Origin of the sequence: Hyphomonas sp. KY3, assembly GCF_017309975.1 — a bacterium.
In the GTDB taxonomy this organism is placed as follows: domain Bacteria; phylum Pseudomonadota; class Alphaproteobacteria; order Caulobacterales; family Hyphomonadaceae; genus Hyphomonas.
The window spans coordinates 2,305,556-2,319,108 of sequence record NZ_CP022271.1; the positions used below are offsets into that span (position 1 = coordinate 2,305,556).

Sequence of the window (13,553 nt, forward strand, 5' to 3'; positions counted from 1 at the left end):
TGATGAAACTCGTCTGTTCCCTTCGCACCACTGTCGCAAGCGCGGCGTTGTTGGCGATGGCGCCGACACTATCTGGCTGCGCACGCTCTGGTAGTCCCGGTACTTTCTCAGCAGTCGAAACGTCCAGCGCCCCTCTCTTTGAACAGTCCGTCGACAAGATAACACTGGATCTGGAAGCGCGCATGAAGACCGGCGTGCCCGTGCCGGTTCCGGTCGACGCGGGGGGCGGCTATACTCATGAGCAACATAAGCAAAACGCCAAGACGATCTACGAAGCCGGCATGCTCTACGAGCTCACGAGTGATGAGCGTTACAGAGAGTTGGCGACATCCATTCTACGGGACTATTCGGATCTCTATCCGGAACTGGGATTGCACCCCCAGCGAAAGGAACAAACGCCCGGCAAACTCTTCTGGCAAAGCCTGAATGAAGCTGTCTGGCTCGTCTACGCAATTCAGGGCTACGAGGCCATCAGGGCAGACCTGGACACAGGTACACGAGCTGAAATCGAGTCCGGCGTCATTCGACCGATGGCCGATTTCCTGTCAGAGGGCCAGCCACAAACTTTCGACCGTATTCACAATCACGGCACGTGGGCAGCAGCAGCAGTCGGCATGACCGGATATGTGCTCGAAGAAGATACCTGGGTGAACCAAGCGCTTCTTGGCCTTGATCAGTCTGGTGATGCCGGGTTCCTGCGGCAGCTGGACGAACTGTTTTCGCCCGATGGGTACTACGCTGAAGGGCCTTACTACCAGCGCTACGCCCTGATGCCTTTCGTCCTGTTTGCGCAAGCAATTCAGGAGAACGATCCGGAACGGGATATCTTCGGGTATCGGGACGGCGTTTTGCTGAAAGCCGTGTACGCCACCGTTCAGCAAAGTTATGCCGGGCGCTTCTTTCCGATCAATGACGCAATCCGGGAGAAAGGACTTAACACGGTTGAGCTGAAGTATGCTCTGGCCATCGTCTACGACCTGACTGGCGACTCATCACTGCTGGATGTGGTGTCCATGCAGGGTGGCGTCGTTCCGACGCACGAAGGAGAAGCTCTCGCGCGGGATCTGTCATTGGGGTTGACGACCCCATTTCCATTCAAATCCTCCCTGCTTCGCGATGGGTCAAATGGCGATCAAGGGGCACTAGCGATACTGCGCGCGGGGGACGCCCGCGGTGTAGCCGTCGTCTTCAAACCAACCTCCCAAGGCTTGGGCCACGGCCATTTCGATCGCCTCGGATTTCTGTACTACGACGATGGTCACGAAGTCGTTGCGGACTATGGCGCGGCGCGCTTCCTGAATGTCGAGCCCAAGAACGGCGGACGCTACCTTCCCGAAAACGAGACTTGGGCCAAGCAAACTATCGCTCACAACACGCTTGTTGTTGACCAGGAGAGCCAGTTCGGCGGGGATTGGGAGACGGGTCAAAACTACGCGCCCCACGTCATTGCCTATGAAACGGTCAACGGAATTCAGCTCACCGCGGCAGAACTCGATACTGCATATGAGGGTGTAAGTCTGCAGCGTCTCCTCGCCTTGGTTCCACAACCTGATGGCGGCCAATACATCGTTGATATCGTGCGCGCACGTAGCGATACGCAGCACACCTATGACCTGCCGGTCCACTTCAAAGGCCAATTGATCGAGACTGGCTTCAAACTGGACCACGCGACGAGCCAGCTAACTCCGTTTGGCACCGCCAATGGCTATCAGCATCTTTGGCAGAAGGCTGTCTCACAACCACTGACGACACTCTCGGACTTGTCATGGCTGATCGAAGATCAGTTCTATACATTGAGCTTCGCTGCAAGCACGCCGCCGACCGCATTCCTCACAGAACTCGGGGCAAATGACCCGAACAACAACCTTCGCCGCGAGCAGGCGCTCGTCCTGAGGTCTGAGGCAAGCAACATAGATTTCGTATCCGTCTACGAACGTCATGGGCGCTACGATAATGACGAAGAGATTACTGTTTTTAAGGGCAGCTCCTTAAGCAATATCAGCCATGCGTCCGACAGCGACGTGTCAGTGTATACGGTGACTACGAAGACAGGTGACAACATCGTTTTCGCCTTCGCGGAAGACACTTCTGCGGAGCTGGAACATGCAATCGATATCGATGGCATCTCCGTTGAGTGGACCGGCCCAGTCTACGCATACACCCAACCTAGTAATCAGTGAAAAGACTGGTGCGTCGATCGCACCGAAAGGACCAGACATGCCTGCCACACCAAATCAGTCGGATCTGTTCATGAACAGCCCCGCCAGCGATGCTGAAGATATCGGGAACGGCATGCGCCGAAAGATCCTCGGCTATGACAACAATCTGATGCTGGTGAAGGTATGGTTCGAGAAGGGCGCGGTCGGTCCTGTCCACGCTCATCCTCACACGCAGACGGCGTATGTCGTGGAAGGGAAGTTCGAAGTCTTCGTCGATGGCGAGACACAGGTATTGGAAGCAGGAGGCTGCTTTTTCGTGCCGTCGGGTGCTGGACATGGTGCTGTGTGCCTGGAGGCCGGCATTCTGCTCGATATCTTCAGCCCCGCTCGGGAAGACTTCCTCAATGACGAGGGATACTCGTCATGAAACTTTCGGGCCTAAGATGGTGGGTTGTTGGTCTCGTCGCGTTGGCGACTGTTATCAACTATATCGACCGGCAGACATTGAGTGTTCTTTGGCCAGACATCGCAGCGGAGCTGTATCCGGAGAAATCGACAGCACAAGTTGACCAGATTTACGGCTTCATCTCCGTGGTTTTCATATTCTCCTATGCCTTCGGCCAGGCGATCTTCGGCAAGATTTTTGACTGGATCGGCACGCGTCTCGGTTTTGCTTTGTCAATCGGCGTCTGGTCTGTTGCGACAGTGATGCACGCTTTTGCGCGCGGTGTGGTGTCGTTCAGTATATTCCGCTCTATTCTCGGTATCGCTGAAGCAGGCAACTGGCCTGGCGCGGCCAAGGCCAACGCAGAATGGTTTCCAACCAGAGAAAGGGCTTTTGCCCAAGGCATTTTCAACTCCGGAGCGGCGATCGGCGGGCTGATTTCAATCCCAATCATTGGCTTCCTTTCGATCCACTTCAGCTGGCACATCATCTTTGTTCTGGTCGGCGCTTTGGGCTTCCTTTGGCTCATCCCGTGGTGGGTGTTGGTCAAATCTCCCCCCAAGAACCACCCTTGGCTGAATGAGATCGAGCGGGAATACATCCTGACCGGTCAACTCAATCAGGATATCGACCAGGACGGCGAGCCGGATGAGGGGTACGCGCCTGGCACCGGAGAAATCCTGAGCCGGAAACAAAGCTGGGGTGTCATCATCTCGTCAGCCGCGATCGATCCCATCTGGTGGCTCTTCATCGTCTGGATTCCGCTCTACCTGAACCGCGTCTATGACATGGAGGTCAAGGAACTCGCACTGTATGCTTGGGTCCCATATTTCGGTGCAATGCTAGGTGCCTGGTTTGGAGGGCTTCTGGCCCAGAACCGCATCAAGGCGGGCTGGACCGTAGACGCCACGCGTAAAATGGTCATTTCTCTTGGCTGCCTGATCATGCTTCCCTCCCTTCTGCTACTCGCTGATCCGACGCTGGTCGCATCAGTGTTTGGGATGGCCGATCCTGCGATGACCACGCTCGCAACCATCGCTGTCATCATCATGGCGACCATTCTGTTCGGCTTCCAGACTGCGATCGGCAACGTTCAAACACTGCCGAGTGACTTCTACAGCGGTAAATCTGTAGGCACGCTCTCCGGCTTTGCAGGCATGGCTGCAAAGCTCGGCGCTGCCGGGCTGACCTTCCTGGTTCCTGTTATCACGCAGGGCGACAATTACGCGCCGGTCTTCATCATCGGTGCCGGACTCGCCTTGCTGGCACTCTTCGCGGTGTGGGTTCTCTGTGGACGGATCGAACCGCTCAAGCCACGCGGCGCGCTAACGCGCTAACTTATCATCGAAATATTTTGGAATTAGGAGTCATGAATATGTCAAAACCCGTCATTGGTTTCATCGGTCTTGGGCTGATGGGCGGCAATATGGTCGAAAACCTGCAGAAGCGGGGTTTCGAAGTCATCGTGATGGATCTCAACAAGGATGCCGTCGCTGCTGTCTTGGCAAGAGGAAATGCGACCGAAGCCAGCTCGCCCAAGGAGCTCGCCGAGAAAAGCGACATCATTGAGCTCTGCGTGACGACGTCCGAAGTGGTCGAAAAGCTCGTCTATGGCGAAAATGGCATTCTTGAAGGGATCAAGGAAGACTCCGTCCTGATCGACTTCGGAACGTCCATCCCTGCGTCCTCTCAGAAGATCGGCGCCGACCTCGCCAGGAAAGGCGTGGGCATGATTGATGCGCCCCTCGGTCGTACGCCTGCGCACGCCAAGGACGGGCTGCTGAATATCATGGCTGGCGGTGACAAGGCGACGTTCGACAAGTACGAGCCGGTCCTCAAGGAACAGGGCGAAAACGTCTTTTATCTCGGCCCGCTCGGTGCCGGCCACACGACGAAGCTGATCAACAACTTCATGGGCATGACAACCGTCTGCGCCATGTCGCAGGCTTTCGCTGCGGCAAAACTGGCCGGCGTAGACCGCGGTCAGCTCTACGAAATAATGTCATCTGGTCCGTCCAATTCGCCGTTCATGAAGTTCTGCAAGAACTACGCGGTCGACGGTGTGAGCGACCTTGGGTTCTCCATCAACAATGCAAACAAGGATCTGCGTTACTTTAACCAGATGGTCTCGGATCTCGGTTCTCGTTCCCTGATTGCCGAAGGCACCTCGACGAATCTCTCAGCCGCCGTCGAAGCCGGAATGGGCTCAGGAAATGTGCCGGAGATTTTCGACTACTTCGTTGATCTAAAAAAGTAGCTGATCACGAGATCAGTCCGTTTCCGGATTGATTTTGGTTTGCATCCACACCGGACTAGCCAATTTCCGGCAGAACCGCGCACTGAAAGGCGTCGACCATGTCAAAGACAATCGTCACACTTGGCGAGCTCATGATGCGCTTGAAGCCCCCCGGCAAGTTGCGTCTGCGCCAAGCGCAGGCCTTTGAGGTATGCCATGGAGGCGCCGAGGCCAATGTCGCCGTATCGCTTGCAGAGTTTGGTCTCGCCTCTCGCCTGGTCACGGGGCTTCCGGAAGGTGAACTCGGAGCGCAAGCGCTCCGGTTTCTCCGGGCCCACGATGTCGATACGAGTCAGGTCATTCGGCGTCCTGGCCGGCTGGGACTTTACTTTATGGAAGAAGGTGCCGATTTTCGCTCCGGGTGCGTGGTGTATGACCGGGCCGGCAGTGTGTTTTCCGAGTTCTCCCCCGATGATATCGACTGGAACGCAGCCTTTGACGGAGCAGATTGGTTTCATATCAGCGGCATTACGCCCGCGCTTTCAGATGAGACCCGCCAACTTGCGACTTTTGCCATGGAGGAAGCCCGGAGACGGAATATACATGTTTCGCTCGACCTGAACTATCGCGAACGGTTGTGGGAATATGGTCGATCGGCCATTGAGGTGATGCCAGCTCTTGCTTCGCTGGCCGATACATTGATCGCCGGAAGAGGCGACTGCACCCATTGTCTCGGTGTGGACGGCGAAGGTGAGAATGGCAGTCAGGCGTGGGCGGAATCCCTGACCGAGCAGCTGTTCAGACGGTTCAGCCAGTTAACAAATGCGTCGATCACGCTAAGAAATTCAAAGTCGGCAGAAAATCATAGTTGGAGCGCGCATCTGCGCACGCAGGCTGGCTCTTATTTTTCGCGCACGTACGAAATGACAGCCATCCTAGACCGCGTCGGAACCGGCGACGCTTTTTGTGCTGGGCTGATTTATGGACTGGTCGACGCCCGAAAGCCCAGTGAAGCACTGGAGTTTGGCGCCGCCGCCAACTGCCTTAAACACTCGATACACGGAGACAGCAACGCAGTCTCTGTCAGTGAAGTAGATGCTCTCGTCTCCACGACACGCTTCGGGCAATTGCGTCGCTGATGGGGTGGTGTCAGTTTAATGCGAACCAGTCTCCGTCATTCGCGAACGAGCAGGTCCTAGGCTGCTCTACGGACTCCTGAGGGCGCAGTCGACGCGAAGGAGAGAAGTCTTAGGGATCGCCGCCTTCCCCCACCCCGGTGCATTCAATATCACCGGCTCAAACCGTCGAGAAATACCCGTACCGCGAACCCGATCGAATGGCGGTGAACCAGTACGTTGGAAGGTCGATCGTGTTGTCATCTTCCAACGGCCACGCCCTGTCGAACGGGTCCGACTTGAATATTACATTTAGCTCTTTGGTGGTGTAGGCTCTTCTGCTCGGTCTGGTAACTGAGCTGGATTCGGTGACCCCCACCGCAGGATTGCTCACTAAGTGTCCTCGAATTACGGCCAGCTGAAGAACAGCTTGGATGTGCCTGAGCCGGTCTTTAATGGTTCCTGGGTCCAACTTGGCATAATTACTGCCATTGCGGGCTTTTTTGAGCTTCTCCGGAAAACTTAACCGTCTGAGCTCAGATATGGAACCCGACCTGGCTGGTGCTCTTTTCAGGGCATCTCGATACGCCCAGATGTGAGATTTTTGCACCTTAAATATCGGAAGAGACGAACCGGTGAGTTCATGAAACTCAGTCCACGCAACCCGTCTACGCTCCAAAGTCTTTGCTTTCACAGGTGTCGTCGAATCCTGTTTGACCTGTTCGTAGACCTCCCAATATTGCTCCAGAGATTTACGCCCCTCCGGCGTTAAAGGTGTATTATCTCCAAGTGCGGGCAATACTGTTGGCTCAGCCTTCAAAAATGGAGACTTTGGTTGAGGAGGTCTTGCTAAGCCGCGAATTTCAGCCAAACCGTGGGTGTACGCATCCGACAGCACACCGGCTGCAGCTTTGAGCATCGCATTGCGAATGGGTGTATCCCTTGGAACGGACGCACTTTTGCTGGTGGTCACATCCAAATAGTGATCGACGAGCCACCCAACTAGCGCTTCAAGTTGCTCGGTATCGGTAGTTGTCAGGGCGCTCCGAAGATCCCCTCAGCGTTGATCGAGGCGACCGCTCTTGCCTGTCTCCGTGCTCAGGAAGCTTTCCGTGATGATTGCAGTTTCCTGTTCATAAGCCACTCGGCAAAAAGCTTTGAAATCATTGGAAGCGACGCCTTCTCTCAGAACGGAAAACGCACCTTCAAACTCCTTGATGCACTCAATGGCTGCTTTGTTGGCATCGTTCTGATCCCGCGTCGAAAGTGACTTGATAATATGAGTTCTGAACCGCTTGCTATTTGGTTTTGGAAAGTAGCTCACGACATCTGAAGGGATCGGATACCTGATCTCAAAGAGTCCATTGGATCTCTCATAAACATAACTCATAGATCGATACCTTCTAGCACGCATAATGAACCCTTCCGACGATCAAGTGACCCCCGGGGAAATGCGTTCTAGCGACACTGAATCGTGTTGAAAAGTGTGTTGAAAATCAGCGATTTTGCATCGCGCAACACATTGTTTTTCAATGAAGTTCAAGCCGTGGCAGTCCCTAGGGGAATCGAACCCCTCTTTCCAGGTTGAAAACCTGGCGTCCTAACCGATAGACGAAGGGACCGCACCGGCTCGAAGACAGGCGATATAGCTGCTCATTTCTGACTCGTAAAGCGCTTTGAGGCGGGTTTCTGCAGATAAATCATGCCTCAGCTGCATCACTGACATCCAGCTGTACCCGCCGACGGCCATTCCACTCATCCGCCTTCAATTTTCCAACAACATGGAGCCGCGCATTCGGACGAATTACTTCCCCCAAAGGCTGGCCAGCGCTACGCCAAGCGATGCAATCAAGACGCCCACTAGAGTCTTCGGCGGTGAACTTCAGATGATTTACGCCAACCTGTCGCACGCCCGTGACATGTACCGATTGCAGCGCGAAAACAGGCTCGGGGGATCCGACACCAAACGGGCCAATACCGGCGATCTGATCAACCAGCGCAGGTGATGCTGCGCCTGGCGACAGGATGGCATCCACGGCGAGTTCCAGTGCCGCAGCACGCTCTGCCGTAAACTTCGCCATATGGCTGACCATCCATGCGTCGAAGGCTGGAATTTGCTCAGGTTCAAGGCTCAGGCCACCCGCCATCGCATGGCCGCCCCCTGACAAGATGACTCCTTCACGCGCCGCAGCTGCAATCGCATCACCAATGTTCACACCGGTTACCGATCGTCCCGATCCCTTGGCGACAGGACCCAGGCCTTGTCCCCACCCAATCACGATGCTGGGCAGATGGAACCGTTCCTTCAGGCGTCCGGCCACGATGCCGATCACGCCGGGATGCCAGCCTTCGCCACCGGCGACCAGGATACCCCGGTCTGGATTACGCTGTAGCGCCTGCTCAGCCTGTGCGGTGGCCTGATCGAGAATCGCCGCTTCGACGGCCTTGCGTTCGTCATTGAGTGCGTGCAGCCGCTCGGCCAGCGCAATTGCCTCTGACCGGTCATCCGTAGCCAGAAGTTTCGCGGCGATCCACGGATCACCCACACGACCGCCTGCGTTAAGCCGTGGCCCCAGCATGAATGTAGCGTGGTACACACTGTCCACTTTGCTGATCCCGGATACTTCGGCCAGCGCGCGCAGGCCTTCATTTTGACCGCGGGACAGAATGCTGAGCCCTTGTCGCACGAAGGCTCGGTTTACACCGCGTAGGGGTGACATGTCGCAAAGCGTCCCAAGTGCTGCGAGGTCAAGAAACGACATGATATCCGGTAGACCTTCCGGAGGCGCAATGCCTCGCTCCCGTGCCAATCGGTTCAATGCGGCCGCAAAAACAAAAACGACGCCCGCCGCAGCGAGATGACCACAACCAGAGTTGCAGTCGGGCCGGTTCGGATTGACCAGTGCAGCCGCTGGAGGGTTATGCCCGGCCATCAAATGGTGATCGATGACGACAATGGGCAGACCGATAGACTCCGCCTCTTCCAGCGCATTGACCGCAGCTGCGCCGCAATCGACGGTAATGACGAGTTCCGCGCCTTTTTCCTTCAAGTGTCGAAAAGCTTCGGGCGAAGGACCATACCCCTCTTCCAGGCGATCCGGCACGTAAAGCCCGAGGTCTTCGCCCCATGCCCGGAAATATCGCGCGAGAATTGCTGAACTGGTACCGCCATCGACGTCATAGTCAGCAAAGACCGTGACGCGCTTCTTTGCGAGAATCGCGTCGAGCACAATCTCGGCCGCCTTGTCCATGTCTGAGAAACTCGACGGATCAGGAAATGTCTCCCTTAAGGTCGGGGACAGATAAGTCGCCGCTTCGTCTGGCGTCACATCTCTGGTGGCGAGCAACCTGGCCAACAAATCGGATCCACCGACGCTCGGCTGGAGCCGCCGCACCAATGCCTCATCCACAGACGCAAGCGTCCAGAACCGGCCCGTGGCCGATCTCTGCACATCGAATAGCGTCGTATCTTGCTTTAGGGCTGGGTCAGCCATGGGTTCTCCGGGAATCGCTTCCCGGAGATTCTAACGCATCTAGGCTGTCACGGGAAACGCCCGGCTCAGACCTTATGATCGGAGCGCACATAGCGCACCATGCCGTCAAGTGACGTCATGACGAGCGTGTGAGTGTGCACACGACCGTCTGCGGATTTGACGCCGCTGAGCATCGATCCATCGGTCACGCCTGTCGCGCAGAATACTGTGTCACCCGAGGCGAGTTCATTCAGGGAGTAAGTGCGGTCGAAGTCGGTAATGCCCGTGCGTTCAGCACGTTTGCGCTCATCATCATTGCGGAACACAAGGCGTCCCAGCATCTGGCCGCCAACACATTTGAGGGCCGCTGCTGCAAGTACGCCTTCGGGCGCGCCACCTTGACCGACATAGAGATCAATTCCGGTGTGTGGGTTGGTCGTCGCGATTACGCCGGCCACATCGCCATCCGTGATCAGGGCCACACGCGCGCCAACCGAACGCAGGCTCTCAATGATGCCTTCATGACGCGGGCGGTCCAGCACACAAGCGGTCATGTCGGTGACATCCATGCCCTTGTGCTTGGCCAGCGCCTGAATGTTCTCGGCAGGTGTCGCATCCAGACTGATAATGCCTTCCGGATAGCCAGGGCCTACGGCAATCTTGTCCATATAGGTGTCTGGCGCATACAGCAGGCCGCCACGCGGCGCGATGGCCAGCACGGCCAGCGCATTGGCCATGGCTTTTGCGGTTAGTGTGGTGCCTTCCAGCGGATCAAGGGCGATGTCGATCTCGGCTCCTTTACCAGTGCCGACTTCTTCCCCGATGTACAGCATGGGCGCTTCGTCGCGTTCACCTTCGCCGATGACCACGCGACCCTGGAAATCAACCTCGTTGAATGCCGTGCGCATCGCATCCACAGCGGCTGCATCGGCTTTCTTCTCATCTCCACGGCCAACCAGTTTGGCGGCGGCTATGGCAGCAGATTCCGTAACACGGACCATGGAATCGGCAAGGCTGGGCGTCAGAACGCTATTTTTCATGAATTCTCAATTCTCCGAACGCGCAAAACATAAAGGCTCTGCGCCTATCTAAAGCAATTAGCTTGCCGACTCGATCCTGATCAGGCGCGGCGGATCAACAGCAATTGCAAATTTTTCCAATCGCGCCAAGGCCGCGTCCATATTTGATCGTTCGCATCGGTGTGTGACAATCGCAATCGGGCTTGCACCAGTATCATCTGCTGAATCTTGAAGCAGCTTGTCGACGGATACGCCTTCAGCGGCCAAAGACTCCGAAAGTGCCGCCAGCGCGCCCGGCTTGTCAGCCAGTCGTACCCGCAGGAAGAACTGGGCCACCTCATCCTTGCGCCCAGTTGTGAAGGGCCGCGCCATGTGGTGTTCTGCGCGTCCAAAGGCCGGTCGGATCGCCGGGCGGAACAGCTTTGCGACATCTCCCATCACGGCGCTCGCGGTGGGACCAGCGCCCGCGCCAGGGCCCGTCAAGGTGACGGCACCCACAGGATCACCTTCGATACGCACCGTGTTCAGGGAGCCATCAATGCGGGCAAGCGGATGCGACACAGGCAAGGCCATTGGCTCAACCCGGCACACAACGCCTTCATCGGTCAAAACACCCTCTGCTATCAACTTGATCCGTAACCCCAGGCGATCGGCAAGGCGCAAATCGAGCAGCTCGACCCCATCTACTCCAGAGACTTCCACCTTGGAGAAGTCGAGGTCAGCAGAGAACGCAATGGCAGAGAGAATCGCTGCCTTGTGCGCGGCATCCATGCCAGAAACATCCAGCGTAGGATCAGCTTCGGCATATCCAAGCTTCTGGGCTTCGGCGAGCACTTCGTCATAAGCGCGGCCCGTTGCCAGCATTTCTGTTGTCAGGAAGTTGCAGGTACCGTTCAGGATACCCGCCACGCGTTTGATTTCGACCCCTGCCAGACTGTCGCGTAACACGCGCACGACTGGAATACCCCCAGCGACAGCGGCCTCGAACAACAGATCGACCTGCTTTTCTTCAGCCAGCTTGGCCAGCGCCATGCCATGCTTGGCCATCAGGGCCTTGTTGGCGGTGACCACCGGCTTACCTGCCTTAAGGGCTTCTTCTACCGCAAACTTCGCCGGGCCGTCAGATCCTCCGATCAATTCAACGAATACGTCGACTTCCGGGTCTTCAGCCAGGGTCGCAGCGTCATCAAACCAGCGATACTTGCTTGTATCGACGGGCCGGTTGCGAGACTGGCTACGCGCGCTCACACCTGCAATCTCGATCTTACCCGGAATGCGCAGGCGCTCCTGCCGCTCAACCAGTTCGATGAGACCACATCCGACGTGGCCCAAACCCGCAATACCTATTCTCAACGGCCCCAATTGGTCACCCTTTCAGTTTGAGTGTCTGACTTTCAGGGGCAGCGCATAGCGGGTTTGGTCGAATGCGTCGAGGGCGCGCGCTACTCTGCCGCGGCGGGCTGGATATCCTTGATCCCGCGGGACTGCAGGAATTTGCGAATATTGCGCGCTGCCTGCCGGATACGCTGCTCATTCTCGACCAGCGCAATCCGGACATGCCCATCGCCTTGCTCCCCAAATCCGGCACCCGGCGCGACGGCCACATGTGCTTCATTGATCAGCTGTAGCGAGAATTCGAGACTACCCATTTCCTTGAGAGGCTCAGGGATCGGAGCCCAGGCGAACATCGAGGCTTTCGGCGACGGGATGGGCCAGCCGGCCCGCGTGAAGCTCTCCACCAGCACGTCGCGGCGTGACCGATAGATCTGGCGAAATTCGTCGACACAATCCTGAGGGCCATCCAGCGCAGCTGCCGCCGCGACCTGGATCGGCGTGTATGCACCGTAGTCGAGATAGGATTTCACGCGCCCCAGTGCGCCAACAAGCTTCTCGTTGCCGGCCACGAAGCCGATCCGCCATCCAGCCATGGAATAGGTCTTCGACATGGTGGTGAATTCAACGGCGATGTCCTTTGCACCATCCACCTGAAGGATCGAAGGGGTCGGCTCGTCAAAATAGATTTCGTTGTAAGCAAGATCGGACAAGACGATCAAATCGTGCTTGCGCGCAAACTTTACGGCTTCCTTGTAGAAGTCGAGATCGCAAACTTCAGCCGTGGGGTTGGAAGGAAAACACAGAACCATCGCTGTCGGCGGTGGCACACAATATTTTACGGCCTTGCTGAGATTGGACAGGTACTCTTCCGGCGTGTGCGCAGGAACGCTGCGAATGGATGCCCCGGCGATTATGAATCCGAACGAATGCAGCGGATAGGACGGGTCGGGAGAAAGAATGACATCGCCCGGCGCCGAGATGGCCTGAGCGAGGTTCGCAAACCCCTCCTTGGATCCGAGCGTCACGATGACTTCCCGGTCCATATCGAGGGACACATCGAAGCGACGCTGGTAGTAATTGGTCACAGCGCGGCGCAGGCCCTTGATACCGCGCGAAGCAGAGTAGCCATTCACGTCAGGGCGACGGGCCGTCTCGCACAGTTTGTCGACAATATGCTCTGGCGTTGGCATGTCGGGATTGCCCATACCGAGATCGATAATATCCGCACCTTGCGCGCGCAGCGCCGCCTTGGTGCGGTTCACTTGTTCGAAAACGTATGGGGGAAGTCGGCGGATCTTGTGGAAATCTGTATTCATCTGTTGGCGGCCCGTAGGCCCCTCGTAACTCGTGGAACATCAAAAGCGGATCGTATGGCCTCAATCTCCTCATCCGTCAGGAAGTTGGAGTTGGCCTCAAAGCCCGCAAATCCGCGCCGAACCGATTCCCTGAGGTCTTCGATCTCGGCGGCGGCATTTGCGGGCGCGACCGCTCGCGCGTTTTCCGCAAATACTGCGCGCAACTCAGCGCCGCGCGCTTTCGATGTTTCGAGTGTTTGCCCCGGTGTATTCCCCTTTTCAATTGTCGGAATATCGACAATCTCGGGATAGCCTTCGCCACGAATTTCCACACGGCGCGCATCATACCAGTCCGGTGCCTGGTCGATGGCTGTCCGAACCTTCGAAAACGACCCCGTACATGCTGCCAATAGCAGACAACATACACTTGTCAGGGGAATCGCCGTGTTTTTCATGGTTAAACTCATTAAATCACA

12 protein-coding genes and 1 tRNA gene are annotated in these 13,553 nt (G+C 56.6%); 5 read left to right on the top strand and 8 right to left on the bottom strand.

Annotation, left to right across the window (positions count from 1 at the left end; genetic code table 11):
- The first annotated feature begins 2 nt into the window (after positions 1-2).
- The 5 genes from CFA77_RS11235 (at position 3) to CFA77_RS11255 (ending at position 5,979) form a co-directional block, all read left to right on the top strand.
- Complete coding sequence (locus tag CFA77_RS11235; RefSeq protein WP_206990773.1) at positions 3-2,180, top strand: heparinase II/III family protein; 2,178 nt, start codon at positions 3-5, stop codon at positions 2,178-2,180.
- 37 nt (positions 2,181-2,217) lie between these two features.
- A complete protein-coding gene (locus tag CFA77_RS11240; protein ID WP_206990774.1) occupies positions 2,218-2,586 on the top strand; it encodes a cupin domain-containing protein in 369 nt (122 codons plus the stop codon).
- Positions 2,583-3,941 (top strand): MFS transporter, encoded by a 1,359-nt coding sequence (locus CFA77_RS11245; protein ID WP_206990775.1) that lies wholly within the window; start codon positions 2,583-2,585, stop codon positions 3,939-3,941. Before CFA77_RS11240 ends, CFA77_RS11245 begins: the two co-directional genes overlap by 4 nt.
- A 38-nt stretch (positions 3,942-3,979) precedes the next feature.
- The gene (locus CFA77_RS11250; protein WP_206990776.1) at positions 3,980-4,861 is read left to right on the top strand and encodes an NAD(P)-dependent oxidoreductase; all 882 of its coding nucleotides are present in this window, start codon (positions 3,980-3,982) and stop codon (positions 4,859-4,861) included.
- 98 nt (positions 4,862-4,959) lie between these two features.
- Positions 4,960-5,979 carry a sugar kinase gene (locus tag CFA77_RS11255; protein ID WP_206990777.1) on the top strand — a complete coding sequence of 340 codons (1,020 nt, stop codon included), beginning with the start codon at positions 4,960-4,962 and terminating at the stop codon, positions 5,977-5,979.
- A gap of 157 nt (positions 5,980-6,136) precedes the next feature.
- Here CFA77_RS11255 and CFA77_RS11260 read toward each other — a convergent pair whose 3' ends face one another.
- From CFA77_RS11260 to CFA77_RS11295, 8 genes are all read right to left on the bottom strand, one after another.
- Complete coding sequence (locus tag CFA77_RS11260) at positions 6,137-6,928, bottom strand: hypothetical protein (protein WP_206990778.1); 792 nt, start codon at positions 6,926-6,928, stop codon at positions 6,137-6,139.
- Positions 6,929-7,012: 84 nt separating this feature from the next.
- Positions 7,013-7,345, bottom strand: coding sequence for a DUF6538 domain-containing protein (locus tag CFA77_RS11265; RefSeq protein WP_206990779.1), 333 nt, complete (start codon positions 7,343-7,345; stop codon positions 7,013-7,015).
- A gap of 157 nt (positions 7,346-7,502) precedes the next feature.
- Positions 7,503-7,577 (bottom strand) — tRNA-Glu (locus tag CFA77_RS11270).
- A 78-nt stretch (positions 7,578-7,655) separates the two neighbouring features.
- Positions 7,656-9,449, bottom strand: a complete 1,794-nt coding sequence (gene recJ / locus CFA77_RS11275) for a single-stranded-DNA-specific exonuclease RecJ (protein WP_206990780.1) — start codon at positions 9,447-9,449, stop codon at positions 7,656-7,658.
- A gap of 65 nt (positions 9,450-9,514) precedes the next feature.
- Positions 9,515-10,468 (bottom strand): class II fructose-bisphosphatase, encoded by a 954-nt coding sequence (glpX, locus tag CFA77_RS11280; RefSeq protein WP_256434926.1) that lies wholly within the window; start codon positions 10,466-10,468, stop codon positions 9,515-9,517.
- A gap of 57 nt (positions 10,469-10,525) precedes the next feature.
- The gene (locus CFA77_RS11285; RefSeq protein ID WP_242517329.1) at positions 10,526-11,779 is read right to left on the bottom strand and encodes a homoserine dehydrogenase; all 1,254 of its coding nucleotides are present in this window, start codon (positions 11,777-11,779) and stop codon (positions 10,526-10,528) included.
- A 110-nt stretch (positions 11,780-11,889) separates the two neighbouring features.
- Positions 11,890-13,098, bottom strand: coding sequence for an LL-diaminopimelate aminotransferase (locus tag CFA77_RS11290; protein ID WP_034811572.1), 1,209 nt, complete (start codon positions 13,096-13,098; stop codon positions 11,890-11,892).
- Positions 13,095-13,532 carry a hypothetical protein gene (locus CFA77_RS11295; RefSeq protein WP_156947805.1) on the bottom strand — a complete coding sequence of 146 codons (438 nt, stop codon included), beginning with the start codon at positions 13,530-13,532 and terminating at the stop codon, positions 13,095-13,097. The genes CFA77_RS11290 and CFA77_RS11295 overlap by 4 nt, the downstream gene beginning before the upstream one ends.
- Positions 13,533-13,553 lie beyond the last annotated feature (21 nt).

Coding starts and splice junctions, on each gene's coding strand:
- CFA77_RS11245 (WP_206990775.1), top strand. CDS start 2,583: ATGAAACTTTCGGGCCTAAGATGGTGGGTTGTTGGTCTCGTCGCGTTG.
- CFA77_RS11255 (WP_206990777.1), top strand. CDS start 4,960: ATGTCAAAGACAATCGTCACACTTGGCGAGCTCATGATGCGCTTGAAG.
- CFA77_RS11250 (WP_206990776.1), top strand. CDS start 3,980: ATGTCAAAACCCGTCATTGGTTTCATCGGTCTTGGGCTGATGGGCGGC.
- recJ (WP_206990780.1), bottom strand. CDS start 9,449: ATGGCTGACCCAGCCCTAAAGCAAGATACGACGCTATTCGATGTGCAG.
- CFA77_RS11240 (WP_206990774.1), top strand. CDS start 2,218: ATGCCTGCCACACCAAATCAGTCGGATCTGTTCATGAACAGCCCCGCC.
- CFA77_RS11290 (WP_034811572.1), bottom strand. CDS start 13,098: ATGAATACAGATTTCCACAAGATCCGCCGACTTCCCCCATACGTTTTC.
- CFA77_RS11265 (WP_206990779.1), bottom strand. CDS start 7,345: ATGAGTTATGTTTATGAGAGATCCAATGGACTCTTTGAGATCAGGTAT.
- glpX (WP_256434926.1), bottom strand. CDS start 10,468: ATGAAAAATAGCGTTCTGACGCCCAGCCTTGCCGATTCCATGGTCCGT.
- CFA77_RS11295 (WP_156947805.1), bottom strand. CDS start 13,532: ATGAAAAACACGGCGATTCCCCTGACAAGTGTATGTTGTCTGCTATTG.
- CFA77_RS11235 (WP_206990773.1), top strand. CDS start 3: ATGAAACTCGTCTGTTCCCTTCGCACCACTGTCGCAAGCGCGGCGTTG.